Origin of the sequence: Candidatus Poriferisodalis sp., from assembly GCF_965221945.1 — a bacterium.
GTDB lineage: Bacteria > Actinomycetota > Acidimicrobiia > Acidimicrobiales > Poriferisodalaceae > Poriferisodalis.
This window is the reverse complement of record NZ_OZ244925.1, coordinates 3,501,164-3,525,402: the sequence shown is the minus strand read 5'-3', so window position 1 is coordinate 3,525,402 and position 24,239 is coordinate 3,501,164. Positions and strand designations below refer to the sequence as shown.

At 64.8% G+C, this 24,239-nt stretch carries 25 protein-coding genes; 19 read left to right on the top strand and 6 right to left on the bottom strand.

Annotation, left to right across the window (positions count from 1 at the left end):
• The first annotated feature begins 58 nt into the window (after positions 1 to 58).
• Together ACOQPH_RS16665 and ACOQPH_RS16660 are read left to right on the top strand one after the other, a co-directional pair.
• Positions 59 to 358 (top strand): helix-turn-helix domain-containing protein, encoded by a 300-nt coding sequence (locus tag ACOQPH_RS16665; RefSeq protein WP_420621172.1) that lies wholly within the window; start codon positions 59 to 61, stop codon positions 356 to 358.
• Complete coding sequence (locus ACOQPH_RS16660) at positions 355 to 1,407, top strand: integrase core domain-containing protein (RefSeq protein WP_420622434.1); 1,053 nt, start codon at positions 355 to 357, stop codon at positions 1,405 to 1,407. Before ACOQPH_RS16665 ends, ACOQPH_RS16660 begins: the two co-directional genes overlap by 4 nt.
• 308 nt (positions 1,408 to 1,715) lie before the next feature.
• On the opposite strand, the gene ACOQPH_RS16655 is transcribed toward ACOQPH_RS16660, so the two are convergent.
• Positions 1,716 to 1,850 carry a hypothetical protein gene (locus tag ACOQPH_RS16655; protein WP_420622433.1) on the bottom strand — a complete coding sequence of 45 codons (135 nt, stop codon included), beginning with the start codon at positions 1,848 to 1,850 and terminating at the stop codon, positions 1,716 to 1,718.
• Between ACOQPH_RS16655 and ACOQPH_RS16650 the strand changes: the two genes are divergently transcribed.
• From ACOQPH_RS16650 to ACOQPH_RS16625, 6 genes are all read left to right on the top strand, one after another.
• Positions 1,849 to 2,268, top strand: a complete 420-nt coding sequence (locus tag ACOQPH_RS16650; RefSeq protein WP_420622431.1) for a hypothetical protein — start codon at positions 1,849 to 1,851, stop codon at positions 2,266 to 2,268. The genes ACOQPH_RS16655 and ACOQPH_RS16650 overlap by 2 nt on opposite strands.
• Before the next feature lie 263 nt (positions 2,269 to 2,531).
• The gene (locus ACOQPH_RS16645) at positions 2,532 to 2,756 is read left to right on the top strand and encodes a DUF6364 family protein (protein ID WP_419551530.1); all 225 of its coding nucleotides are present in this window, start codon (positions 2,532 to 2,534) and stop codon (positions 2,754 to 2,756) included.
• The gene (locus ACOQPH_RS16640) at positions 2,753 to 3,193 is read left to right on the top strand and encodes a type II toxin-antitoxin system VapC family toxin (RefSeq protein WP_420622430.1); all 441 of its coding nucleotides are present in this window, start codon (positions 2,753 to 2,755) and stop codon (positions 3,191 to 3,193) included. Before ACOQPH_RS16645 ends, ACOQPH_RS16640 begins: the two co-directional genes overlap by 4 nt.
• 44 nt (positions 3,194 to 3,237) lie before the next feature.
• Positions 3,238 to 3,564 (top strand): helix-turn-helix transcriptional regulator, encoded by a 327-nt coding sequence (locus ACOQPH_RS16635; RefSeq protein WP_420622429.1) that lies wholly within the window; start codon positions 3,238 to 3,240, stop codon positions 3,562 to 3,564.
• Positions 3,542 to 4,795 (top strand): type II toxin-antitoxin system HipA family toxin, encoded by a 1,254-nt coding sequence (locus tag ACOQPH_RS16630; protein ID WP_420622428.1) that lies wholly within the window; start codon positions 3,542 to 3,544, stop codon positions 4,793 to 4,795. The genes ACOQPH_RS16635 and ACOQPH_RS16630 overlap by 23 nt, the downstream gene beginning before the upstream one ends.
• A 224-nt stretch (positions 4,796 to 5,019) precedes the next feature.
• Complete coding sequence (locus ACOQPH_RS16625) at positions 5,020 to 8,094, top strand: cell wall-binding repeat-containing protein (RefSeq protein ID WP_420622427.1); 3,075 nt, start codon at positions 5,020 to 5,022, stop codon at positions 8,092 to 8,094.
• A gap of 383 nt (positions 8,095 to 8,477) precedes the next feature.
• On the opposite strand, the gene ACOQPH_RS16620 is transcribed toward ACOQPH_RS16625, so the two are convergent.
• The 3 genes from ACOQPH_RS16620 to ACOQPH_RS16610 all read right to left on the bottom strand — a co-directional run bounded on the left by ACOQPH_RS16620 (position 8,478) and on the right by ACOQPH_RS16610 (position 11,530).
• Entirely contained in the window at positions 8,478 to 9,095 is a 618-nt protein-coding gene (locus tag ACOQPH_RS16620; RefSeq protein ID WP_420622426.1) for an NYN domain-containing protein, read from the bottom strand.
• A 717-nt stretch (positions 9,096 to 9,812) separates the two neighbouring features.
• Positions 9,813 to 10,877 (bottom strand): nucleotidyl transferase AbiEii/AbiGii toxin family protein, encoded by a 1,065-nt coding sequence (locus tag ACOQPH_RS16615; protein WP_420622425.1) that lies wholly within the window; start codon positions 10,875 to 10,877, stop codon positions 9,813 to 9,815.
• The gene (locus ACOQPH_RS16610; protein ID WP_420622424.1) at positions 10,874 to 11,530 is read right to left on the bottom strand and encodes a hypothetical protein; all 657 of its coding nucleotides are present in this window, start codon (positions 11,528 to 11,530) and stop codon (positions 10,874 to 10,876) included. The genes ACOQPH_RS16615 and ACOQPH_RS16610 overlap by 4 nt, the downstream gene beginning before the upstream one ends.
• Positions 11,531 to 11,823: 293 nt before the next feature.
• Between ACOQPH_RS16610 and ACOQPH_RS16605 the strand changes: the two genes are divergently transcribed.
• The 8 genes from ACOQPH_RS16605 to ACOQPH_RS16570 all read left to right on the top strand — a co-directional run bounded on the left by ACOQPH_RS16605 (position 11,824) and on the right by ACOQPH_RS16570 (position 20,971).
• Positions 11,824 to 14,817: a cell wall-binding repeat-containing protein gene (locus tag ACOQPH_RS16605; protein WP_420622423.1), complete on the top strand. Its 2,994-nt coding sequence runs from the start codon at positions 11,824 to 11,826 to the stop codon at positions 14,815 to 14,817.
• A 171-nt stretch (positions 14,818 to 14,988) separates the two neighbouring features.
• A complete protein-coding gene (locus tag ACOQPH_RS16600; RefSeq protein ID WP_420622422.1) occupies positions 14,989 to 15,921 on the top strand; it encodes a Swt1 family HEPN domain-containing protein in 933 nt (310 codons plus the stop codon).
• A gap of 580 nt (positions 15,922 to 16,501) precedes the next feature.
• Positions 16,502 to 17,605: an AAA family ATPase gene (locus tag ACOQPH_RS16595; RefSeq protein WP_420622421.1), complete on the top strand. Its 1,104-nt coding sequence runs from the start codon at positions 16,502 to 16,504 to the stop codon at positions 17,603 to 17,605.
• A complete protein-coding gene (locus tag ACOQPH_RS16590) occupies positions 17,606 to 18,304 on the top strand; it encodes a DUF3226 domain-containing protein (protein ID WP_420622420.1) in 699 nt (232 codons plus the stop codon). It begins immediately after the preceding gene.
• 7 nt (positions 18,305 to 18,311) lie between these two features.
• The gene (locus tag ACOQPH_RS16585) at positions 18,312 to 18,461 is read left to right on the top strand and encodes a hypothetical protein (RefSeq protein ID WP_420622419.1); all 150 of its coding nucleotides are present in this window, start codon (positions 18,312 to 18,314) and stop codon (positions 18,459 to 18,461) included.
• Between the two features lie 196 nt (positions 18,462 to 18,657).
• Complete coding sequence (locus ACOQPH_RS16580; protein ID WP_420622418.1) at positions 18,658 to 19,140, top strand: alpha-ketoglutarate-dependent dioxygenase AlkB; 483 nt, start codon at positions 18,658 to 18,660, stop codon at positions 19,138 to 19,140.
• 219 nt (positions 19,141 to 19,359) lie between these two features.
• The gene (locus tag ACOQPH_RS16575) at positions 19,360 to 19,650 is read left to right on the top strand and encodes a hypothetical protein (RefSeq protein WP_420622417.1); all 291 of its coding nucleotides are present in this window, start codon (positions 19,360 to 19,362) and stop codon (positions 19,648 to 19,650) included.
• Between the two features lie 433 nt (positions 19,651 to 20,083).
• Positions 20,084 to 20,971 (top strand): NYN domain-containing protein, encoded by an 888-nt coding sequence (locus ACOQPH_RS16570; RefSeq protein WP_420622416.1) that lies wholly within the window; start codon positions 20,084 to 20,086, stop codon positions 20,969 to 20,971.
• Between the two features lie 97 nt (positions 20,972 to 21,068).
• On the opposite strand, the gene ACOQPH_RS16565 is transcribed toward ACOQPH_RS16570, so the two are convergent.
• On the bottom strand, positions 21,069 to 21,422 hold the full coding sequence (locus ACOQPH_RS16565; protein ID WP_420622415.1) for a hypothetical protein: 354 nt from the start codon (positions 21,420 to 21,422) through the stop codon (positions 21,069 to 21,071).
• 11 nt (positions 21,423 to 21,433) lie between these two features.
• Between ACOQPH_RS16565 and ACOQPH_RS16560 the strand changes: the two genes are divergently transcribed.
• Both ACOQPH_RS16560 and ACOQPH_RS16555 read left to right on the top strand, forming a co-directional pair.
• Positions 21,434 to 21,970, top strand: a complete 537-nt coding sequence (locus tag ACOQPH_RS16560; RefSeq protein ID WP_420622414.1) for a Swt1 family HEPN domain-containing protein — start codon at positions 21,434 to 21,436, stop codon at positions 21,968 to 21,970.
• A 107-nt stretch (positions 21,971 to 22,077) separates the two neighbouring features.
• The gene (locus ACOQPH_RS16555; protein ID WP_420622413.1) at positions 22,078 to 22,554 is read left to right on the top strand and encodes a hypothetical protein; all 477 of its coding nucleotides are present in this window, start codon (positions 22,078 to 22,080) and stop codon (positions 22,552 to 22,554) included.
• Between the two features lie 105 nt (positions 22,555 to 22,659).
• Here ACOQPH_RS16555 and ACOQPH_RS16550 read toward each other — a convergent pair whose 3' ends face one another.
• Entirely contained in the window at positions 22,660 to 22,797 is a 138-nt protein-coding gene (locus tag ACOQPH_RS16550; RefSeq protein ID WP_420622412.1) for a DUF86 domain-containing protein, read from the bottom strand.
• A gap of 13 nt (positions 22,798 to 22,810) precedes the next feature.
• Here ACOQPH_RS16550 and ACOQPH_RS16545 point away from each other — a divergent pair, with 13 nt between their 5' ends.
• The gene (locus ACOQPH_RS16545; protein ID WP_420622411.1) at positions 22,811 to 24,145 is read left to right on the top strand and encodes a hypothetical protein; all 1,335 of its coding nucleotides are present in this window, start codon (positions 22,811 to 22,813) and stop codon (positions 24,143 to 24,145) included.
• Positions 24,146 to 24,239 lie beyond the last annotated feature (94 nt).

Here is a 24,239-nt window from a genome sequence, read left to right as displayed (position 1 = left end):
CTGGCCTTGATTGTGGAGGCCGTCAACGATGACATCGACACCGCGGAAGCCGAAGCGGATGCTGACAGCAGAGCAGAAGTACGACTTGTGGCTGGGGATGCTGACGGGGCAGATCTCCCAGGCCGACGCGGCAGCCGAGGCTGGGGTGGATCGGTCGGTGATCACCCGGCTGCGAGCGGTTGCCCGCGATGGAGCGATCGCGGCGCTGGGGGCGTCGAGGCCGGGCCGGCCGCGTCAGTCTCGCCAGGAGGCGTCGGAGGCCGCGGCGTTGGGGGCCGAGGTCGACCGGCTCCAGGCGACGGTGGTCGAGCAGGCCGTCGAGTTGGCGGTGCTGCGGGGAAAATCGCGCCCGGGATGAGCGGTCCGGTTCCCGCCCGTGTCGATGGGACCGCCAAGGCGGCGTTGCTGTCCTTGATCGACGATGCGGTCGATGCCGGCTGGACGCTGAACCGGGCGTGCGCGGTGGTCGAGCTGGACCGGGGTCGGGCGTGGCGGTGGCAGCAGCGCCGAGCCGGGGGCGGGCTCGATGACGCCCGCCCGGGCGGGAACCCGATCCACGGGCTCTTGGAGTGGGAGGAGGCTGAGATCTTGGCGTTGTTCGACGAGTGGGGCGACGTGGACCGGTCGCATCGCAAGCTCGCTCACCGCGGCTCCTACGAGCAACGGGTGTGGGCGTCGCCGTCGACCGTCGATCGGGTGCTGGCCCGTCACGGCCTTGCCCTGCAAGGAGCTCCACGACCGGCACGGACCGTGAAGACGCCGTGGCCGCACTGGTGTGAGTGGCACCCGAACCAGCTGTGGTGCTGGGACGGCTCCCAGTTCGAACGCTGCGTCGCCGCCAAGCACGCGTACGCGATTGTCGACCTCGTGTCCCGCAAGTGGATCTCGACCCGCCTCACCGCCAACCCGGACTCGGTCGCCGCCCGGGTCCTGTTCAGCCGCGGGCTCGACAACGAGGGACTGCTCACCGACGAGCTCCGAGCCCGCCTCACCGACCCCGACACCGCGCTCCCCGACGGCGACCAGGCGCCGTTGCTGCTGGCGGTCTCGGACAACGGGACCGAGATGCACGCCAACGAGACCCGCCGGTTCATGGCGCTGTGCTCGATCGCCCAACACTTCGGTCGCCCGTCGACCCCGACCGACCAGGCGTGGATCGAGTCGCTGTGGGGCCACGTCAAACGCGAGCACCCACACCTGACCACGATCACCGACCCGGCCGTGCTCGCCGCCGAACTCGAACGCGTCCGGGTCCACCACAACAGCGTCCGGCTGCACGAAGCGATCGGCTACGTCACCCCCAACGACGAACACGACGGCCGCGGCGACACCATCCGCGCAGCCCGCACCCACGGCATGCGAATCGCCGACGAACAACGCCGAGCCTGGCACCGGAGCCAGCGATGAACCCGCCGACTACCCTCACCAACCACAACCCGCCAGCGACCATCGGATACGGCCTGAATCCCAACTCGATCCGTCGCGAAGAGTCAGATACGCCTCACCCCGGCCCGAACCCACAACCCGGGGCAACCCGACCACCACCACCGGTCACACAACCGCGCACGCACAACACACCCCAATTGCCGACCACCCTCCTAGCGCTTTGCCGACCAGATCACGAGGGCTGTCAATAGGCGATGTCGGCCAGAAAGCCACGATCGTGTCCCGCATCGAAGCGGGAACCGGGTTGCTGCTCAACTGCTCAGCATTGGTCAGCTCTCGGCACGGTCCTCGACCCAGTGGTAGCGGCGCGCGCGTGTGTTTCCGACCGGACGTACCACCCCGGCAGCGGCGAGCTCGTTCAGCATGTTGCGTGCCGCCGCCCGTTCGACGATCAGCGCCATCATGATTGCTGGCCGTGACACAGCCGAAGTCAACGGCTACGTGCAGACTGTTACCGACACTGGGCTGCTTGAGGACATCGTCAAGGACGTCGTCGACCGTGACAACGGCCTGGCTGACACCGCTGCGGTGACCACCGCCCTTACCTTGGGCAGCCCGGAGACGTTCGTTGGCCCGAAGACCACCGTGCGCGACGAGGCGATCACCAACAACGCAGCAGCGCTGCCGCAGGTGCGTGACCTCGTGACCACGGCGGCTGGTGCCGACGCTGTTTCGGACGACCCGAATACGGATACCGATGAGCAAGCGGCCGCTGTTGCGGCGATCGCTACTGGCTACGCACCCGTCGCTGACAACGACGAGAAGAACGCTGCGTCGCAAGTCCGCATCGGACGCAGCAGCGCCGTCGACGCTCCCGAGTAGGAGCTAGCTGCACAGTTGAACTGAACGGTCGGGTGGCCTGCCCGCCCGATCGGGACAGCCAAAACTGAGAGGGAGCCCCGGGGTTTCGGCCCCGGGGCTCCTCGCGTCTGTGCTCACTTGTGGGCTGCAATCCCACGTCCGCTGCACGGCGGTTACCTACTCCAGCGCAAGCCACGGCATCATGTGCCGAGGAGCGATATACGTGTACGTAGTCAACGATGCCGTATATGCTGTGCCGACATCCAGGCAAGGCGCGGTCAGCAATGAAGCAGAAGCTCACCATCACTGTCGATTCGAACCTCGTTCCCGCGGCGAAGCGCCACGCGCGTGCGCAGGGCGTGTCGTTGTCGTCGCTGATCGAGATGTCCTTGCGCGAGGTCATTGACGAAGGCGAGCCGTCGTTTGCGTCGCGTTGGCGTGGCCGGTTCAGTCCAGCGGAGCGGGATGATGCCCGATATGCGGCTTTGGCCGGCAAGTACCTTCGATGATCCTGCTGGACACCGATGTGCTCATCGATGTCGCTCTCGACCGCGATCCGCACGCGGCGGCCGCAGTCGAGGTGCTCGAGCGGATCGAGCTGGGCTTCGAACGGGCCGCCATCGCGTGGCATTCGGTATCGAACCTGTACTACCTCGTCGCGCCCGTGCAGGGAGATATCCGGACGCGCGACTTCGTGACTGAGCTCGTTGCGTTCGTCAGCGTCGCCACTACAGACACCGATTCGGTTCGGTACGCCGCCGGGCTCCCGATGGACGACTTCGAGGACGCTCTGCAGGTGGCAGCCGCTCGTGCGTGCGGCGCCCGATGCATCGTCACACGGAACCTGAGGGACTACGAGCGATCGCCGATCCCCGCCATCAGCCCGCAGGACCTGCTGAGCCCCGATCCGGCGGGGAACGTCGGCCGTCGCTGGCAGAATACGTAATTTACCGATGGTCAATACCTGTAAACCATATTATAATATCGACCATGGAAGCGAAGGGGCCGCGGAGCAAGGTCACGTTGGAAGCTGCCCGACTGCTCGGGCGCCGCGTGGCGCTCGGTCGGCGGGAGCGCAGGTGGACTCTCGCGGATCTCGCTGAGCGCGTCGGCACCAGTGAGGTCACGATGCGAAAGGTCGAGCGAGGCGACCCAACCGTAGCGCTGGGGACAGCGTTCGAAGCGGCCGCGCTAGTCGGCGTGCGTCTGTTCAGCCATGACGCGTCGGTGCGTGCCCGGGAGGCAGAGCTGGTCGACGCGCGTCTCGCTGTGCTGCCCGCCCGAACGCGCCGCCGTGCAGTCGACGACGACTTCTGAACCGATGCAGCACCCCGCAACGGTGTATGTCTGGGTATGGCTTCCGGACGCAGACGAGGCCGTCGTCGCCGGGCGTCTCGACGATCACGGCAGCGGCGCGGTGACCTTCACCTACGGGCGCAGCTACCTGGCCAATCCCGACGCGATCGCGCTGTACCTGCCGGATCTGCCCTTGCGCAGCGGCGAGATCGCGCCCACCTCGGGAACGCTGCCGGGGTGCATCGCCGATGCCGCGCCCGACGCATGGGGACGTCGAGTGATCGAGTACCGGCTGCGGGCGTCGGACACCGATCTGTCCGAGCTCGCGTACCTGCTCGAATCAGGCTCGGACCGAGCTGGCGCGCTCGACTTCCAGGCGAGCGCGACCGAGTACACCCCTCGAAGCGGCGAAGGCGCCGATCTCGGCCAGCTCGCCGAGGCCGCACAGCGCGTCGAAGACGGCCAGCCGCTGCCGCCCGCACTGGAGCGGGCGCTGCTGGACGGCACCTCGATCGGCGGTGCGCGTCCCAAGGTCGCACTGCGCGACCAACGCACAGGCGTGATCGCCAAGTTCACGTCTTCTCGCGACACCTACCCCGTCGTGAAGGCCGAGTACATCGCGATGGAACTCGCCCGCCGCGCGGGGATCGACACCGCCCGGGTCGAGTTCGCCGCCGCCGCCGGCCGTGACGTGCTGCTCGTGCGCCGCTTCGACCGCTCACCGCCGCGCAAACGCCGGATGATGATCTCTGCGCTGACCATCTTGGACCTCCACGACGCCCACGGAATCGCCGGCCGCTACGCGACATATGCCGCACTCGCCGACTCGATCCGAGCCCGGTTCGGTTCCCCCGACGCGACCCTGCGGGAGCTGTTCTCCCGGATCGTGTTCAACATCTTCGTCAGCAACACCGACGACCACGCCAAGAACCACTCCGCCTTCTGGAACGGCCGCGAGCTCACCCTCACACCCGCATACGACATCTGCCCCCAACAACGCACAGGAGGCGAGGCCCACCAGGCAATGGCCTATGGCCCCAACGGCGAACGCCTCAGCCAAGCCGCCCGCTGCGCCGAGCACGCCCACATCTATCACCTCGACAGCCACGAAGCCCAAGCCATCATCGACAGCCACATCGACACGATCACCGAGCACTGGCAAGACGTCTGCGACGCCGCGCAACTGTCCCAGGCCGACCGCGAACGCTTGTGGGGCCGCCAATTCCTCAACCCGTTCGCCCTGCACCCATAGCCGCAGCCACGCACAGCACGCGCTGAGCCGACCGGACTCCGACTGTCGCAACACGGCGCTGCGCCGTTCCCCGCAGTGTGCCCCAGCCGACCTCAAAAGGCCCGGGTCATTTGTCGGGGAACGCCCGCGAATGCCTTCGCGTTTGTGAGTCCTAGACCTGTGCTTTGCACCCGTCTCGTGGCCCGTTTGCGGGCCGTCGGAGCTGAACAGGGAGCAACAGAACCTTGAACACTACTCATAAGCGGCGGGGCAGGCGTTCCCTGGCGGCGATCCTGGCGGCGATGCTCATGGCATCGGTGCTTGCGGTCGTGGCGGGCTCTCCTGCACAAGCCGCAAACACATCTAGCGAAGCGCTCGTAGATCACGACGACGACGCCGATACGCCGATGGTGCGTGAGTTCGGCGGCCGTGATCGTTACGACACAGCACTTCGCCTCGCAGAGAATTTCGCGACGGGCCGCGGCGGCCTGGGCGGCATCTCGACCGCATTCGTCGCTTCGGGCTCCTCGCTGGTCGATGCCGTTTCGGTGTCGGGCCTTGCGAGCTTCATGGACGCCCCCGTGCTGTTGACACCGGCCGACAGCCTGCACGGCGGCGTAGCCGACTTCATCGAGGACTACGGCGTGGAGAGAATCCACGTCCTGGGCGGCAGCGCAGCTGTCGCCGACTCGGTCCTTGAGGACATGGAGGCTCTTGCCAACGAGCCCGACGTGTCTCGCATCGAGGGCGCCGACCGGTATGCCACCGCCGCTGCGATCGCCTCGCAGCTGGGAGGTTCGGCTTCTTGGTGCGGCGGCGACGAGGTCGCGGCGCTGCTGGTGAGCGGCGAGAGCGAAGAGTTGATCAATGCCGTCATTGCCGGCCCGATCGCTCACCGACTGCAGCTGCCGGTGCTGATGACCGCAGCCGACGAAATGCCGACAGCCACGACAGACTTCATCGAATCCGAGGATGTCGAGCAGGTCGTGATCGTGGGCGGCACCGGCAGCGTCTCCGAAGACGTCGAGGCAGCGCTCACTGACAGCGGTGTCGACATAGTGACGCGCATTGCCGGCGACACTCCGGCGGCCACCTCTGTTGCCCTCGCTGAGCTGATGACCGGCGACTGCAGCGACGACCTCGCTCCGGTATCCGAGGACACCGTTGCGCTGGTGCACCGAGACGCACTGCCTGACGGCATCACCGCTGCGCCGGTGCTGTCGAGCACGTATGCCAACAGCGGCGACCTAGTCCCGATCCTGGTCGTCGGAGACACGCTGCCAGCGTCGGTGCGGGATTACCTTGCAACCACTCCTTCGGAGTACGAAAACGGCAACAAGATCAACCTGAGCATTGTCGCCATCGGCGGCACCGCAGCGGTGAGTGACAGCGTGATGGACGCCGCGACGGCTATCGCTGAGTCCGATGACCAGTTGACAGTCCAGATCAGCGGCTCCGAAAGTGAGGTGCACCCGCTGTCGGCGCGCAACCCCGCAAAGGTCGCTCCCGATGATCCGGGGCAGCAGTTCTGGCTGCACTTCAGCGACGACATCGCGACGAATGACGTCGAGACCAAGATCCGAGACCTGCTCGAGATCAACGGCGTGCCGGCACGACTGGGCCAACTCGATGTCGACGTGACGGGTTTCGCCACGCCTCACAAGCCGATCCGGCATGCGGGCGGCGGCGATGACCGGTGCGCTTTGGACGTGATCGAGGTGACATTGCTCGCGGGTGCGTCGCTGAAGGTCGGCGACACCGTTTCCATCGTTGCGTCCAACATCAAGCTCGGTGATTCCGAGGATCAGCGGACTGTTGTGCCGACGTCGGAGACAGTTCAGGCTGAGGCGGACACGACACGGCCCGCAGTGAGCATCGAAGCGCTCGTCGGACAGCCGGGATTCAGGGTGCACGTCAGCGACAGGCCGGACCCGGCCTACCTGAACTACTACCCAAGTCACTTCGTGCAAAACACCCGTGACGGCAAAGGCAACAGGATGTTCGAGTTCGCGGACAGCGACGACGACAAGTCCATCATCGACATCGTGCTCGACGCCAGCGGCGACAACGAGATCGCGAGCATCGAGGGCAGTATCAGTACTGGCTTCACCGCGCTGCTCGGCGAAAATGAAGACAGCGAGCAGATGCTCTTGGAGCGGCGGGACCGCATCACTGTCAAGAACGCCGTGTTCGAAGACGCTGCGGGCAACCGCAACCGTTCGGTTTCGGTAACCGCAGTGCTGCCGCCCGTGAATCCGAGGATCACTTCGGTGCGGATGAGCAACGTCCATCACGTCCGTCACATGGAAGTCAAGATCAAGGACGAGGTTGCCGGTGCAGGCTCGAACCTGTGGATCACGGCGCTGCCCGAGGGCGCGGCGGCGGGCGCGGCCGGCAACGACTGGAGCTTCGTCGTCGACAAGGCCAGCACCTGGGACAAGGACAACGAGATCGACATCGACGTGCGAGTCAACAGCCGCGACAAGGTCGTAAGCGCGCGGATCAACGACGGCACCGTCTACTACGACGATTTCGTCGCCGCACTGAACGACCACAGCGGCTTCAGCAGCATGTTCGAGGCGTTCAATAACACCACTGAGGTGACCGCCAGCAAGCCATGCGGCAAGAGCGTCAACAACAAGATGTCGATCGTTGATCTGACCAGGCAGGTCGAGCACCAAGTTGACCGTGAGGTTGACGACTTCTCCGCAGACGTAGTCACGTCGGCTCGCGTGGACGGCGAAGTGACAGGTCGGTCAACGGTAGGCATCGAGACGAACTTCAACGGCTATGTCGACATGATCCACGAGACGGCCCTGTTCTTCGATGTGTTCGCGGCAACGCTCGATCGGACCAACGTCAGCCTCGACGCCGACGACGACGGTGCATCCAGTGCTACCGAGTTGGCAGCAGCTCGTACTGCCTATGAGGAAGTCACCGGCACGATGCTCACGACTAGCGGTGGCGGCGCCGACACGGGTGGGTCTACTCCCGTCGTTGCGACGCCGACGACGCAGTTGCGGTATGGGCTGTGGGTGACGGATGTGGATCAGCTGCCCAACGAACGCGATGTCGTCACCACTGCTGGAGGCAAGGATCAGATCTTCAAGGACGATCCCGACACCGACAGGACTGAGGTGGCGACAGCCGGGGTAGTTGATGTGGCGACCGGCTTCATCGACGATCCCGACACGCCATCGCCTGCGGCAGGCACCGCTGAGGCTGATTCGGCTATCGGCCGGGACGAGAAGCTCAACGCTTCGTCGCAGGTGCGGATCTTCGAGTCGAGTTCAGTCGCGGCACCTGGAGTGGAGAGCTAGGAGTTCGCCGCACAGTTGACCTGAACCGGTTGGTGGCCTGCCCACCGGGTCGGTAAGGACCAACAACTTGGAGCCCCGGGGTTTGCGCCCCGGGGCTCCTCGCGTCTCAAGGGCACTGGCTGGGCCTGGGCTCGGCTGCACGTTCGAGTCTGAGGTGTGCGGTTGCGGTGCTGACTGGCCCGTCGCGCAACTGTGGGTGCGTCGGCGGACGGGCGCTCCCTGGTTAGGCGTCGCTCGGTGGGTTCCAGCGGTCCGGTGGCCGCAACGGGTACATGACACCGCTGCTGGTCGGACGCAGGATCGAAGTGCGCGGACCGCCGGGAGCAGGTCGGTGTCTTCGGTCACGAGTAGTTGAACATCGGCGCTGTGTCTCGTCGGGCTTGCTAGCGCTTGAAGCCGTTGCGTATCCGGGGGATGTCGACACTGGTCCAGCAGCTCTGCGTGAGTTGCGCGCTGCGGCTGCCGAACGCTGCGTGAACGACCACGATGCCCCTCGCGTCGAGGAATTCCGCGACTGGTATGAAGTCGCGATCTGACGAGACCAGCACGGCGATGTCGTAGCTCCCCTGCATCGCCAGGCTGATCATCTCGATCGCCATGTGCACATCGACGCCCTTTTCCTCGGTGCCGCGCATGTCGCTGCTGCAGGCCGGACACTGAGCAACACGCGAGTGGCAGCGAGGGCATGACGGAGGGTTGTGCTGCCGGTGCCGTTTCAGGAACGACACGCTGACCCCTGGGAATCCAGCCAGCACCGTCGTCGCCCAATGGTGCAGCTTGTGGTCGGTGGAAGGGTTGTAGGAGCCGTGAACGCCCATTCCCTGAAACGAATGCGCGGACGTTGGGTCGTAGGCCTGCATCGCTGCGTGCGCCATTTGCGGCCCGAACTTGGACCAATCGGTCCTGAAGAGGCGCTCGGTGTCTCGCATCGCCAGCACGTAATTCCAGAAGTCGACAAAGACGCGGACCCGGTAGCGCTGAGCAGCTGGACCTACCGACATTGGGCCGCCAAAAGATTCAGGGGCGCACAAGGCGCCCCTGGGATCAAAAGAACCGGCCGCCGTGCCTCCCAGATGAACAGGGCGGCTAGCCGGTGGGTCTTCGTGGTCCGAACAATAGCGCCCGACTGCGGTGAACGCCAACCAGTCGGCCCAACGCACACCGGCTCGGCAGACCCCGCGCCGTTCGCGGCGTTGACCGACGGCGAGTTCACCGGACTGACACAGGTGGCGCTCGAGGTCAACTTCAACGGCTTCGTCGATACGATCCGCGAGGACGATGCCTACTCTGGCTTGTTCGCTGATGTGTTTGCCGACACGCTCGCACGCAATGACATCGTGATCGACACCAACGAGGCGGACGCCGAGACAGCTGCGGAGCGCCTTGCGGCCCGTGTGGCATACACCGGTAAGGAGGGCACGACCTTGACCCCCGTTGGCGACGGCGCAGACAGATTCACCAACACTGGTGAGGAAGTGACCGTCGAGACGCCTTCGAGGACGCTTGGGTTCAACCTCGGTGTGACGGACGCAGCGCTGCTGCCCAAGTCACGCGATGTCGTGAACGTCGCCGGCGGCACGAACCGGGTGCTCGACGATCCCGAGACGGAGTCGGTCAGTGAGACCAGAGCCCCGGGGTTTCGGCCCCGGGGCTCTTCGCGTCCTCGCCCGCCGTACCACCACAGCCCCCGTCACTTGCTGACTTGTCTCGCCCGGCGGCTATGTGTCGAGGTGCCGGGCGGCGGTGAGGGCTTCGGCGAACGAGGGGGCGTCGCCCCATACGGTGTCGTTCACTGCGTCGGTGTAGCCGGCTCGCAGCGCTTCGTTGGCGCTGGTCCCGTTGGTGAACACTTCGGTGCTGCCGTAGCCGCTGTCGGGGCGCGGTACGGCCGCGCGTATCGCTGAGGCGGCGCGCTCCCACAATGAGCGCACCTCGCTCCGTACATGGTCCGCGTGCTCCGAGCTCGCTATTGCCCACAGGTCGTACAGATCGCGGCCCCGGTCCCGAATGCCGCTCAGGTTCCCCTGAGCGGCTCGTCGGTGCAATGCGTCGAACTTGTTCGCCGCAGTCCATGCGGGCCGGACGCACAGCAGCACGAATCCTCCGAGCTCGGGGAATCTCTCTGGGTCGATGCTGTCGCAGTGCTGAGCGATGATCGAGGCGATCGGTCTGGGCTCGACGATGCTGGCCACGAGTTCGCTGTCGACGTCCTGGATGGAGGTCTCGAACTTCAGGTAGTTGGCGACGCCGTCGAGCGAGACGCGCGTTGTGCGGATCTGGGCGCCGTTGGTGATGTGCTGGGACGGGCCGATCGCTGCGAGGGCAGCGTCGAGGACCTCTTTGCAGGTTCTGTGCCTGACGCTCTTGCTGATCCCGTCGTGCTCGACGAACAGGCTTCCGTCGATGTCCTGGGAGTAGCGGTCGCCGATCTGCCAGGCGGCGGTCAGCGAGGTCCCGCCGCCGAACGCCCATCGGCCCACGGGCGTTCGCCGGCCGTCGTTGCTGCGGCGGGCCATCTCCCCGGCGCTGCCGAGCTTGGCGGCAACGCCGTGCAATGACCGCACGAGCCAGTAGTCATGGATGATCTGGGATGTGTCGAGCCCGGTCTTGTCCTGCGCTTCGTTGGCTGCGCCGAGCAGCGCGTCGACATCGGCGGCGAAGCCGGTGCCGGCCCGAGGCATCGGTGCATCGCCGAAGGCTGCGCCGTCTGGCTCGCTCGATGAGATCTGAGCCTGCAGTGCAGCTCGGCGCGCCGCGTCGGAACGATCGGAGCCGTCGCTCAAAGCACGTCCGCTCGGCCGCCGCCCGAGACCGCCAAGGCGCCGCAGACCTCGCCGAGGCGTTCGTGGAACCGCGCCGGCATCCCGTTCTCGCTCTGCGCGACCCACAAGACCGCCTCCGGGCGCAGCGGGCCGCTGCGCGCCAGGCTCTGTGCGACCGTCCCGTCGCGTACTGCGGCCACCGCTTCGTCCCACGGGATCGGGGCGCTGCGGTCGAAATACCGGACGGCTTCGAGCAGCGTCACCTCCGACGCGCACAACGCGTCACGGCGGACGTTGCTGCGGCGCCGGAAACGGACTGTCGGCCACGGCGACACCGGCGGGCGTCCCACCACGGCGAAGTCGTAACGGCACGGATGCTGATACGACCAGCCGGCACGGTTCACCGCGAACAGACCCGCCGCGCCCCCGCCGGGCCCGGCAAGCTTCAACGCGCCGCGAGACCTGTCGACGAACGGAGCCTTCCGCTCGTCGCCCCACCGCTTGCAATAAAAGCCGCGCATCTGGCGCTGCACCGCATGGCCTGGGTCCGACGCGAGACGCGACAGCAAGGGCTTGACCGCAGCCGGCTCGCCGGGCACCTCGGACGCAAAGAAGAACGCGCCCGCAGGCAGCGCCTCGATCCATTCGCGTGCCAGCGACCGCCTCCGAGCCATGACAGCACACTACCCGTGCCCCAACCCCCAAACGCAACCTAAACCGTCAAACAAGCCAGACCGGCGGGACACCCCCGAACATCGAACCGGCCAAAACAGCACGGGACCGCCGCGCCCAGATCCCGAGCAGCACGGTTCCCCGCAGCGTTCCCCGGCATGTCCCAAAGAACCCACCCAACTACCCGGCGAACAACCTCGATCCGCTTCGCAAATCCGGGTCCTGCACGTGTGTTTTGGAGCCGTTTCGTGGTCCGTTTTGGCGCTTCTGGAGTGGAACAGGGAGAAACAGAACCTTGACTACCACTCAGAGGCGGCGCGGCAGGCGTTCCCTGGCGGCGATCCTGGCGGCGATGCTCATGGCATCGGTGCTCGCGGTCGTGGCGGGCTCTCCTGCACAGGCCGCAAACACATCTGGCGAAGCGCTCGTCGATCACGACGACGACGCCTCCACGGACGCTGTCCGTGAGTTTGGCGGCCGTGATCGTTACGACACTGCGCTTCGCCTTGCCAACAACTTCGGCAAGGCCAAGGGTCTCGGCAATGTGCCGACCGCCTTCGTGGCGTCGGGCCTTGCTCTGGTCGATGCCGTGTCGGTTGCCGGTCTTGCCGGCTTCTTGGATGCGCCGGTTCTGCTGACGTCAGGCGACAGCCTGCACGGCGGCGTGGCTGACTTCATCGAGGAGTACGGCGTCCAAACCGTCTACATCCTCGGTGGCGCCGGAGCGGTGTCCGACGAGGTCGCAGAGGACATCGAAGCCCTTGCCAATGAGCCCACGGTGTCCCGCATCGAGGGCGCTGACCGCTACGCGACCGCTGCTGCTGCAGCGTCGGAGCTGGGCGGCGGCGCCGCATGGTGCGGCGGCGAGGATCCGGCGGCATTGCTGACGAACGGCGGCGACGTGTCGCTGGTCGATGCCATGATGGTCGGCCCGATCGCTCACCGTCTCCAGCTGCCGTTGCTGCTGACCGCAGCCGAAGAGCTGCCGATGGCGACGGCGGACTTCATTGAGGCTGAGGACATCGAGCACGTCGTGATCGTGGGCGGCACCGATGCCGTCTCCGACGACATCGCCAACGCGCTCAGCGACGCTGGCGTTGACACTGTGGACCGCATCGCTGGCGACACACCAGCAGGCACCTCGGTCGAGTTGGCCGGACTGCTGACCGGCGACTGCAAGGACGACCTTGCGCCGACGTCAGCTGACACGGTTGCGCTGGTGAGCCAGGACGGCCTGCCCGACGGCGTCGCAGCTGCACCGGTGCTTTCGAGCACCTCCGCCGGTTATGACGACGGCGACCTGGTTCCGATGCTGATTGTGGGCGACACACTGCCCGCAGCGGTGCGCGACTACCTGGCTGCCACGCCCGAGACAGTCGGCGACGACAAGCTGAACCTGAGCATCGTGGCGATCGGCGGCACCGCTGCGGTGAGCTCGAGCGTTATGGACGCTGCGCTTGCAGCGGCAGCTTCGGCTGATGCCCTGTCGGCCAGCATTGGCAATGGCGGCGTCGACACCGATACCGACACCAGCGATGCCATTACGCCTGACAACCGCATGGATGTCAACGAGGACAAGAAGAAGAACGCGAACGACGCGCCTCAGGTCGGAAACGACAAGATCGTCTTGTACTTCAGCGACAACGTCATCGAGGACGACTTGGAGGATGCGATTCGCGACATTCTCGAGATCAACGGCGCTCCAGCGCGACTGGACGCGGTCTACCACGGCTCGGGTGCCAGAACCGCATGCGACCCGGACACGGTGACGGTGAAGCTGTCGAGCAAGCTGAAGGCTGGCGACACCGTCTCGATCGTGAGCGGAGCGAAGCTCGGTTCCGATGCTGACCAGCGCAAGGTCGGTGCGACATCGGTGACGATCGCTGCGCCGCCGGCTGACCGGACACGTCCGACGATCAGCGTCATCATGATTGCTGGCCGCTCGACGGCAGAGGTCACCGTCTCTAAGGACGACCCAAGGCTTGCCGCGAATGCCAAGATCACGATCCGGAACGCGAAGTCAACCAACGTCAAAGCAGCGGTGGTTGGCACAGGCGTCGACGATGCCGGCGACCTGAACTTCGTAACGGTTGACGACGACGGCGACCCGACCACTACACCAGCGTTCTTGGATGCCGGTGACCGTGTGACCATTGCTGCTGGTGCGATCGTGGACACATCCCCGAACGAGAACAAGAACCTGCAGCGCTCGTTCACGGCCATCAAGGCGCAGGCGAGCCCGCGCATCACATCGGTGCTGATGAGCACCCTGAACCACAGCAAGCAAGCTGCGGCTGCGGTGCCTCACAGCCTGACTGGTGGCGCAGGAACGCCGCCTGACGACGGCGATCCCGAAACCACCGGTGACCTCTCGACCGACGCACCAGACATCTGGATCCTTGCGAAGGCCGACGGCGCCGCAGCAGGTGCTGTCGGCAACCTGTGGTCGGTTGTGTTCGACAAGACCAGCACCTACGACGCCGAGAAGGATCTCGACATCGATGTTCGGGTCAACAGCCGTGACAGGACCGTGTTCGTGCGGTTCATCAACGGCAAGGCCACATTCGGCGATCTGGCGGCTGAACTTGAGGCCAACAGCGCTTTCGATGCGATGTTCGAGGTGAAGGTCGACACTGACCCTGACACCATCACCGGCGACAACGAAGGCAAGTGCGGTTCGGCTGCGACCAAGATGGAACTCGCTATTGCGACTCTTGTGCGTGGCGGCGGTCCGCAGGCCGACAGGGACGCGGGCAGCGACGAGTGGTCAACCAGTTCGCTGAATGGCGGCATAAGCAAGGTTGCGATCCAGGTCACGTTCAACGCCTACATCAAAGATCACACCGACGCCGAACTGCTGGCTGACGTGCTGAACTCCACAGTCGACCGTGCCGAAAAGGCCGGAGTCGAAGATGCCGACAGCTCCGGCTCAATCCTCGATGAGGTGCGGGAGGGTTTGGACTTGGCAGATTCCGACCTGGGCGATGCAGTTGCACCAACGGTTGCGGCCAGTTACCCGGCCACCAAGGTCACCTACACCGTGACCACTTCAAGCGCTGGCTTGCTGCCGCAGGTGCGGGATCTTGTCACGACTGTTGCCGGTAGCACCAACGACCCGGAGACCACCGATTTCGAGGTTCCGCAGGTCAATGGCGTGGACGCACCGGACGCACCGGTTGCGCTCGGCTACGCGGATGATGCGGAGTCCACGGAAAAGGTGCGGGAAGACCAGAACGCTCGCTCGCAGATCCGTATCGGGCGCAGCAGCAGCGTGAAGGCTCCTGAGTAGGAGTTAGCTGCACAGTTGAACTGAACCGATTGGTGGCCTGCCCACCCCATCGGTAAGGACCAACAACTTGGAGTCCCGGGGTTTCGGCCCCGGGGCTCCTTGCATTTCCCTGCCCATTCGGGCGCCCGTGGCTACACTCGCCGGGTCGACGCTTAAGAACCTGGAGCAACGATGTCGGACCTCGACAACTTGCCATCGGTGCCCGACGACGCACCGCCGGCGATCCTGTTCCGTCTCAGCTACCGAGCGGACGTGAACCACCGCAGCGGATACCGACCCGGTGACGGCAGGGAGCGCATCGTCGCGTCGATGCGCGGCTGGTGGGAGCTGGACCCCGATGAGGTCAAGAGCCTCAACATCAAGTACGCGGTCGCATTCCATCGTGGTGTGACGCGTGCTGTGGTCGAGATCGACGGTTGGAAGTGGCAGGACGTACCAGGCAGCGATCACAACGTGTTCGACGCTGACGCGGACGGCTACCCCTACCACGACGACCGCTGGCGGGGCCGAGACGATGTGCGTTGGTGCTTCACTCCACGTACGACGAAGTCGTCAAGAGCGGCGAATGTGCCGAACTACGTCGAGGAGGCCTGGATCGGCCAAGCCGGCAAGCGGGTTCCTGTCTCGATGCGGGACACCATTGTCGCCTTCTGGCCAACATCGCCCATCGACAGCGCCCGAGATCTCGTCGGGAAGGCGCTTGAGCTGCTCGGGAGCGGGATGATGCCGCGAATGCAGGCCGTCTACGAACTCCACTACGGCGGCGACTGGCACCACGAGCTGCGCCAGAAGCACGGGATCTTTGCTTCCGCGGAACGTGTTCCGCTGCACGACCCCTACGTGTACCTCCAAGTGCTCCTGAGGCGAGAGGAAGCGGCGACCTTCGAAAAGGTCTTCACGGTGACGACTCAACCGACGCTCGAGCATCTGCGTGATGCACGCAACCGCTGGGCCCACTTCGACACGATCGATGCCACCCAAGCCAGCCAAGACGTCCGCGAGATGCAGATGCTGCTCACCGACCTCGGCGCTACAGACGAGGCCCGCCGCATGGCCCAGATCCAGCGCACCCTCGACCTCATGGTGCGCTCCGGTCGCAGCTGACCGACCCCGGGGCGCATCGCGGAGTGCCTGGAGGATTGGGAGACTCCCGAGGATGTCTGGCTGCTGACCGAACGAGACCTGGCCGGTGATTGGGACTTTGTCGAGGCGTGCCTGCTCGGCGCGCTGAAGACACTTGACCGAGAAGCGCTGATCGAAACAGCGTGAGCGACGCAAACGAACGTGACGAGAACGTTGTCGCTGACGCGGGCGGACTTGCCTCTGACGAGGCCGAGGGCGGCGACCTCGAGGAGGTAGTCGTCGACGAAGCCCGCCCCGCAGCCTCGTCCTGCTCCACGGCGACGCACGCTGGCAATGGCGCCATGGCATCGCCAAGCGGCGCACAGACACCTGCAACGGGCGCAAGATCACACGCCAGCGACGCGTCTCGATCACCTTTCGCACCATCGCACGCCCCGAGCCGGCACAAACCTGATCCGATCGGCCCGACCCGTCGGCTCCGTCCCAGTAGCTGGCTGCACAGTTGAACTCAACCGATCGGCGGCCTGCGACGGAGACCCGCGCGGAGGCAGGGCGGTAGGATCGCGGCCACCAGAATGGCCTCGGCCCCGGGGGCAGTGCCGTGTACTCGTCAATTGAGATCAGCGGCTTCCGAAGCCTCGAACAGGTGCGGCTCGAAGGATTGAGCCGCGTGAACCTGCTGGTGGGATCGAACAATTCGGGCAAGACCTCGGTGCTCGAGTGCGTCGGGCTTCTGCACTCGGCGAGTGACTACCGGGTGTTGCGCTCGTTGCTCGAATTGCGCGGCGAGTGGCTGCCGGACGAGGATCAAGGCCGCGTATACGACATCGCCCAGTTGTTCTCGCACCGAGATATGTCAGCGCGCATCTGCGTGTCGGGGCAACGGTCCGGCCCCAGCTCGCAGCTTGAGGCAGTCAAGACAGAACTATCGGTGCAAATGGAACAAGTGCAGATGGGGTTGCCGCTACATGACGACGCCAGAGAGGCTGCGGACGAATCGCCAGGGCGACTTGTTTGGGCGTCCAGCGAACGAAAGGGCGAATTTCGGGCGGCTTTGACGGCTGACGGGATGCTGCCGGTTCGGCAGCCGGCCCGGCACGGTTGGGGTACCGACGACGACATCCCACGGGTCCAGTTCGTGGGCACAGGCGGCTTGGTTCCCGGTGATGTCGGCGACATCTTCGACGATGTGGTGCTGACCGACGCCGAAGACAGGGCGGTGGAGGCCATGCGGCTCATCGAGCCTCGTGTGGAGCGGCTTGCGGTACTCGCATCGAAACGTACGCCGCTCGGCAGCAGTGCGCGGGGCGGGATACTCCTGCGGATGCAAGGCGTTGACGGTCGCGTTCCCATTGGGAGTGTCGGCGACGGAATGTGGCGAATGCTTGGCTTGGCACTGGCCTTGGCGCGTGCGCGAGGCGGAGTGCTACTGGTGGACGAGATCGACACGGGCCTGCACTACACGGTGATGCAGAAGATGTGGACGATGATCGCCGAGCGCTCAAGATCGTTGGACGTGCAGGTATTCGCCACCACCCACAGCCGTGACTGCTACGAGAGCCTCGCTTCGGTCGCTGACCCCGACGCCGTCCCGCCCGGTGATCTGACGATTCACCGAATCGAACCCGGCAGCGGCAAGAGCAATGTCCGTTTCAGCGAGCATGAGGTTGCGGCGGTCGCAGAGCGCGGCCTCGAGGTCCGCTAGGTGGCAGTTCAGACGCGAACACCGGCAATGAAGCTGCTCGTGGAGGGATCAACCGAACTACGGCTGATCCCAAAGCTCGTCGAGGCGCAGGGAATCTCATGGAACGATGCCGATGTCGGAAGGCGGGTGCCGTACATTGACGACTTCGGTGGCGTCACGAACATCCTTAAGGCGGGCACGATCTCGGCTGAATTCAAGGCCAGCGGCCTTGAGCGGCTCGGTGTGGTCGTCGACGCCAACGGCAACGCCTCTGGGCGCTGGGATGCAATCCGGCAACGATGCGGGTCCGAACTACCCGATATGGCTGATCTGCCTGAGCAAATGCCTGAAAGCGGCTTCGTTCGACAGCGACAAGACGGTTCGTGGTTCGGCGTCTGGATCATGCCTGACAATCGCCACCGAGGCGCCTTAGAAGAATTCCTGCTCGGCCTCGTCCCCGACGCGGCCGCCGAACTCTTGGAGTACGCCAGACACAGTGTTGACGGGGCGCGCGAACTGGGAGCGTCCCTGCGGGACGTTGACGTCACGAAGTCTGTGGTCCATACCTGGCTCGCATGGCAGGAGGATCCTGGGCCCCAGTTGCACCAGGCCGTCATGCGAAGACTGCTCGACCCGCAGCATCCGCAATCGCGGCCGTTCATCTCCTGGTTCTCACGATTGTTCGAACCCTCGTCCTCGACAGCCGATGTTGCAAGCTAGTCCCAACATGGCTGACGCCAAGCGACCTGCTGCCGTCAAGCTCGCTACGACAGCTGGTGCCATCTCTTCGGCGAAGTTGGATCACACGACCGATGCCACCCAAGCCAGCCAAGACGTCCGCCAGATGCAGATGCTGCTCGCCGATCTCGGGGCCTAGCGGATCCCCGCCCGGTTGCGATTCGCGTGGGGCTCGAAGAAAGAACCTCTGCTGTGGTACGCCGATGCTCTTGCTGGCGCAGCATGCAACGCGCTAGGCAACGGCGCTCGTGCGCCGATAGCAGAACGCCAGTCCGATCACATCACACCAAGAGTGGATCGACGGTTCTGAGTGGCTGTCGGACCTCTCTCGGCGCGTGCAGCACTACGGGTACAAGTACGACTACTCGAACCGCAGGCTCGACGAGTCAGCCCGCATCGGGCCATTGCCGGAGTGGTTGACGCAGCTCACCTACAAGGTACGTACAGCTGCGACCAAAGAAGCTGTGCACTTGGTGGACGCGCAACGACCTTTCGAGCAAGCCATCGTCAACGAATACGAGCCCGGCCAAGGCATAGCGCCCCACATCGACAGGGACTGCTTCGGACCGGTCGTCGTGACCGTGAGCCTGGGGTCGGCGGTCAACATGGACTTCTGCTGCGACGCGACCGGCGACGAGCACGTGCAGCGGCTCGAGCCCCGCAGCCTCGTCCTGCTCCACGGCGACGCACGCTGGCAATGGCGTCACGGCATCGCCAAACGGCGCACAGACACCTGCAACGGACGCAAGATCGCACGCCAGCGACGCGTCTCGATCACCTTTCGCACCATCGCACGCCCCGAGCCGGCACAAACCTGATCCGATCGGCCCGACCCGTCGGCTCCGTCCCAGTAGCTGGCTGCACAGTTGAACTCAACCGATCGGCGGCCTGCCCACCGGGTCGGTAAAGACCAACAACGAGGAGCCCCGGGGTCTCGGCCCGGAGCTCTTCGCATCTTGACGGAAACAGGAGTCAGCCTTGTCTCAAGAGACCGGTCCCGCCTCTACGCTTGGCTGCGTAAACAGACCGACGAGCCGTTGGCGGAGTACCTGATGTCGTGCTTGGCGCCCGCGCCGCTGTCGGACTTGGTGACCAAGGAACATCTCTCCGCAGTGCTGTCGGCTGAGTTGTCGCGTTTTGCCGCCAAAGAAGAGATGCAAGCCGGCTTCGACAAGCTGGCTGCCCAGCGCGAGGCCGACCGTGCGCACGCCGCCCGGCAGCGCAAGGCGGACCGCAGCTGGGTGACCGCAGCGGCTGTGTTCATCGCTGTGGAGGTCGCAGCCGTCGAGGCGGGCTGGCTGAGCCGGCTCACCGACCTGTTCACCTGAACCGCGCAACGAGCGCGCCGACACTCAGCTGACAGAGCGGGACCGCGGGGCTGTGCGGCTTCTTGAAGCTGGCCCGGGCACGGGTTTCCCCAAAGCCGCTAGGCGTTCCAGTTCGGGTAGCGGCACCGGGCTCAAGCACGAGATGAGGTACTCCACCAGCGGCTCGTCGGTCTGCTTACACAGCCGATCGCAGAGACGGGAGCGCTCTGCTTCAGCCACAAGATTCTCCTGAGAGTCGACGACGCCGATCTCTCCAGGTGTTCGGATGAACTCTGAGAGCAACTCAGCGATGCGTTCTCATCAATGTGCTGTGGTGGCTTCCCGCATGATGCCGAACTGCTGCCGGAGATTGACGCACCGCAGCGTATTCAAGGCGAGCACTGCAATATCAGTTCGACTCATGAAACCATGCAGCTAGGGTCGCGCTGGTTTGATGGCTCCCCGGTTGGGGAGTTACGAGGGCCCGCGAGGGCCCTCGTTTGTTTTCTCAGGAGGAACGGATCTGATGGATCGGTGCGCCCTGTTCGTTGACGCTGGGTATCTCTATGCAGAGGGCGGGAAGCTCTGCGCCCGAAGTCCCAGACGACAACATTCTTCGCTAGACGCGGAGGGCTTCAAAGACCACTTTGTCGACGTTGCGGCAGAGGCTTGTGGTCTGCCGATGCTTCGTTTGTACTGGTATGACGCCGCGAAGAACGCCACCCCCAATAGCGACCAACAGAAGATTGCCAACCTTTCCGACGTCAAGCTGCGACTCGGCCGGCTCACGAGAAACGCGCAGAAGGGAGTTGACGCGCTGATCTACCACGATCTCATGACGCTGGCGCGCGAACGCGCCATTTGCGAGGCGTTTCTGCTCTCAGGGGATGAGGACCTACGAGAGGGCGTCAAGTCGGCTCAGGACATGGGGGTCAGAGTGACCCTCGCCGTCATCGCTACCCGCGACGGTTCCCGAAATTACTCACCGACGTTGGCCAACGAAGCTGACCGCGTCGTCGAATTCCGCCGAACAGATCTCGCGGCCTACATCTCAAGGCGCGCCACGGCAATCGAGAATTCGGGAGGCGAAGATACAGAGTTGCATTCCGTGACGCCTGACGGCGTGGGCGAAGGCGCGCGACGCTTTGCGGAAGCCTGGCTCGGACGGGTCACCCAATCAGAGGCGACGGCTCTGATCCGGGACCAACCGCGAATCCCAACACCGCTCGATGCCGAATTGCTTGCCGCCGTTGAGAATCACATCGGAGCGAGCATCCGTACTCACGAGTCGGAGAGACGCGCCGCTCGCAGTGCCTTCTGGCGACGCATTCGTCAATCCTGAGAGGAATGTGCGCCGGCATCGTATTGACCTTGCCGAGCTCAGGCGCCCACTCTGTGACCCCGCGTTGACGGCTGGAGCGGTGCCAGTTAGGGTGCGGTCATTCTGATGGCGTCTCCATTGAGACGCCTGCGAGGGCCCTCGTGTTGTTTCTGCGCACGAGTTCATCGGCGTCTCGGTGCAATGAAGTCGGTCCAGGCGGCCATGAGCTCTCAGCGATGCTCGAACAGGTCGATGCGGACGTAGGCGGCCTCGGTGGTGTTGCCACGACGTGGGCCAGAGCCGCCTCGCCGACGGCCCATGGCGTGGAGGTGGTCTCGATGACCCACGTCTTGAACGACGAGCGGAATCCGTGGACGGTGCACTCGAGCCCGTTGGTGCGCAGCAGCTTCAGCAGGGTCTGCCAGCGCAGCCTCGGCACGAACCCGGGCGGTTCGTTGGCGGGCGTCGTCAAGAGCGGCGAATGTGCCGAACTACGTCGAGGAGGCCTGGATCGGCCAAGCCGGCAAGCGGGTTCCTGTCTCGATGCGGGACACCATTGTCGCCTTCTGGCCAACATCGCCCATCGACAGCGCCCGAGATCTCGTCGGGAAGGCGCTTGAGCTGCTCGGGAGCGGGATGATGCCGCGAATGCAGGCCGTCTACGAACTCCACTACGGCGGCGACTGGCACCACGAGCTGCGCCAGAAGCACGGGATCTTTGCTTCCGCGGAACGTGTTCCGCTGCACGACCCCTACGTGTACCTCCAAGTGCTCCTGAGGCGAGAGGAAGCGGCGACCTTCGAAAAGGTCTTCACGGTGACGACTCAACCGACGCTCGAGCATCTGCGTGATGCACGCAACCGCTGGGCCCACTTCGACACGATCGATGCCACCCAAGCCAGCCAAGACGTCCGCGAGATGCAGATGCTGCTCACCGACCTCGGCGCTACAGACGAGGCCCGCCGCATGGCCCAGATCCAGCGCACCCTCGACCTCATGGTGCGCTCCGGTCGCAGCTGACCGACCCCGGGGACAAGCGGATTCGCTTCAGGTTGTGAATCGCGTGGGTTTCCGATCGCGTCCTCGCCGCCGCTGTGCTGCCGGGGAGCGAGCCGGCGGCTCGCTCGATGCGCGAGTTGGTGACTGCGCCGGGCCGGTCGCGGCCGTTCCACTGGAAGAACGAGGGATCCCAAAATCAAGCTGGGGCACGACAGCTCATCCGACAACACGCCGTTGGCACCCACGTCCTGGCGCAGGCGACGAGCCGCAGCGGCATGGAGCACGCACGCGCTGCTCTGATGACTGAGCTCGTCGCCAGGCTCGTGAATGACGGCATCGATGATCTGATTATCGAGTCCCGGGGCACCAAGAGCGACGAGCGCGATCGTGCCGTGATCCTTGACCGGCTCCGTGGTCTTCCCTCTTGCGAGTTCTCGTACAGATGGAGTTCGAAGAGAGAGCCTCTGCTGTGGTACGCCGATGCCCTGGCTGGCGCATCACGCGACGCGGTTGGCGACGGCACGTGTGCGCGCATTGCAGGAGTCCAGTCCGATCACATCTCACCAAGAGTGGAATGGATCGCAGCGGAGCAGACCAATGCGTAAGCCCCGGCTCCCGTCCTAGGCACTCCTTGCGGAGTCTCGGACTGGCCCTCCGGGGCTTGCGTCTTCCCCGCAGAGCAACACTGCGAGACATGCACACCATAAGGCCTACGAATCTTGCGGGCAATGCAGGTGGGCGGTGAGGTCCTCGATGAGCTGAGGGATGTCCCGACACATGGCTTCCCACAGAAGTTCATGGTCGACCTTGTGGTACTCGTGCACCACGAAATTCCGAAAGCCCCGCATCTCTGCCCACGGAATGTGCGCCCAACGGGACTTCGCGTCCTCAGAGAGCCTGGGCTTCCAGACCACCGATGCGAACGGCGTCGCCACCGGCACAAAGGCCGATCTGGCTCCTGGTGACCGTGTGACCATTGCTGCTGGTGCGATCGTGGACACATCCCCGAACAAGAACAAGAACCTGCAGCGCTCGTTCACGGCCATCAAGGCGCAGGCGAGCCCGCGCATCACATCGGTGCTGATGAGCAACCTGAACCACAGCAAGCAAGCTGTGGCTGCGGTGCCTCACAGCCTGACTGATGGTGCTGGCACAGCGCCCGACGACGGCGATGCAACCACTACCGAGGACAGCTCGATCGACGCTCCGGACATCTGGATCGCTGCCAAGGCTGACGGTGCCGCTGCTGGTGCAGTCGGCAACCTGTGGTCGGTCGTGTTCGACAAGACCAGCAGCTACGACGCCGAGAAGGACCTCGACATCGATGTTCGGGTCAACAGCCGTGACAGGACCGTGTTCGTGCGGTTCATCAACGGCAAGGCCACATTCGGCGATCTGGCGGCTGAACTTGAGGCCAACAGCGCTTTCGCGGCGATGTTCGAGGTGAAGGTCGACACTGACCCTGACACCATCACCGGCGGCAACGTTGGCAAGTGCGGTTCGGCTGCGACCAAGAAGGAGCTGGATATAGCGACTCTTGAGCGTGGCGGCGGCATGGCCGATGCCAACAACGACGGCACAATCACGCCCACGGAATTCGAGGTGGATACCTGGTCGATCAGTGCGTTGGCTGGCGGCGAGACCAAGGTTGCGATCCAGGTGACGTTTAACGCCTACATCGAAGCCACCGGCTTGAGTGGCAGCGAGAACATTGCGCTGCTCGAAGACATTCTGGCTGCAACGGCTGAACGCGCCGGGGAGGCTGGAGTCGTCGACGCTCAAGCATCTGACGCCGCGTCCCCGGACCATGGCCTGACCGACGAGGTGCGAGCTGGTCTCAATTTGGCAGTGCTGGATAACTCGCCCGATAACCCGAGTACGGCGGACACGGACGAGAGTGCCGACAACAACTATGTGTTCTCGGACCCTGGGACGACTGTCCGCTATGAGGCGACGACGAGTTCGGCGATCATGCTGCCGGCGTTGCGTGACCTCGTGACCACAGCGGCGGGCGCTTCGGAAGTCACCGACGACCCGAACACGACGGAGGTCGAGACTGACGCTCGTGCGGCAGTTGCGCCGGTCGCCCTTGGCTACGCAGACGACGCGACCACAACCATCAAGGTTGATGAGAGCATGAACACTCGCTCGCAGGTCCGTATCGGGCGCAGCAGCAGCGTGAAGGCTCCCCAGTAGGAGCTAGCTGCAGAGTTGAACTGAACGGTCGGGTGGCCTGCCCGCCCGATCGGGTCAGCCAGAACTGAGAAGGAGCCCCGGGGTTTCGGCCCCG

Coding starts and splice junctions, on each gene's coding strand:
- ACOQPH_RS16655 (WP_420622433.1), bottom strand. CDS start 1,850: ATGATGGCGCTGATCGTCGAACGGGCGGCGGCACGCAACATGCTGAAC.
- ACOQPH_RS16550 (WP_420622412.1), bottom strand. CDS start 22,797: ATGCGGGGCTTTCGGAATTTCGTGGTGCACGAGTACCACAAGGTCGAC.
- ACOQPH_RS16650 (WP_420622431.1), top strand. CDS start 1,849: ATGATTGCTGGCCGTGACACAGCCGAAGTCAACGGCTACGTGCAGACT.
- ACOQPH_RS16640 (WP_420622430.1), top strand. CDS start 2,753: ATGATCCTGCTGGACACCGATGTGCTCATCGATGTCGCTCTCGACCGC.
- ACOQPH_RS16555 (WP_420622413.1), top strand. CDS start 22,078: ATGCGCGAGTTGGTGACTGCGCCGGGCCGGTCGCGGCCGTTCCACTGG.
- ACOQPH_RS16635 (WP_420622429.1), top strand. CDS start 3,238: ATGGAAGCGAAGGGGCCGCGGAGCAAGGTCACGTTGGAAGCTGCCCGA.
- ACOQPH_RS16665 (WP_420621172.1), top strand. CDS start 59: ATGCTGACAGCAGAGCAGAAGTACGACTTGTGGCTGGGGATGCTGACG.
- ACOQPH_RS16585 (WP_420622419.1), top strand. CDS start 18,312: ATGGCTGACGCCAAGCGACCTGCTGCCGTCAAGCTCGCTACGACAGCT.
- ACOQPH_RS16620 (WP_420622426.1), bottom strand. CDS start 9,095: ATGTCGGTAGGTCCAGCTGCTCAGCGCTACCGGGTCCGCGTCTTTGTC.
- ACOQPH_RS16570 (WP_420622416.1), top strand. CDS start 20,084: ATGGCTCCCCGGTTGGGGAGTTACGAGGGCCCGCGAGGGCCCTCGTTT.
- ACOQPH_RS16645 (WP_419551530.1), top strand. CDS start 2,532: ATGAAGCAGAAGCTCACCATCACTGTCGATTCGAACCTCGTTCCCGCG.
- ACOQPH_RS16610 (WP_420622424.1), bottom strand. CDS start 11,530: ATGGCTCGGAGGCGGTCGCTGGCACGCGAATGGATCGAGGCGCTGCCT.
- ACOQPH_RS16600 (WP_420622422.1), top strand. CDS start 14,989: ATGTCGGACCTCGACAACTTGCCATCGGTGCCCGACGACGCACCGCCG.
- ACOQPH_RS16660 (WP_420622434.1), top strand. CDS start 355: ATGAGCGGTCCGGTTCCCGCCCGTGTCGATGGGACCGCCAAGGCGGCG.
- ACOQPH_RS16545 (WP_420622411.1), top strand. CDS start 22,811: ATGTGCGCCCAACGGGACTTCGCGTCCTCAGAGAGCCTGGGCTTCCAG.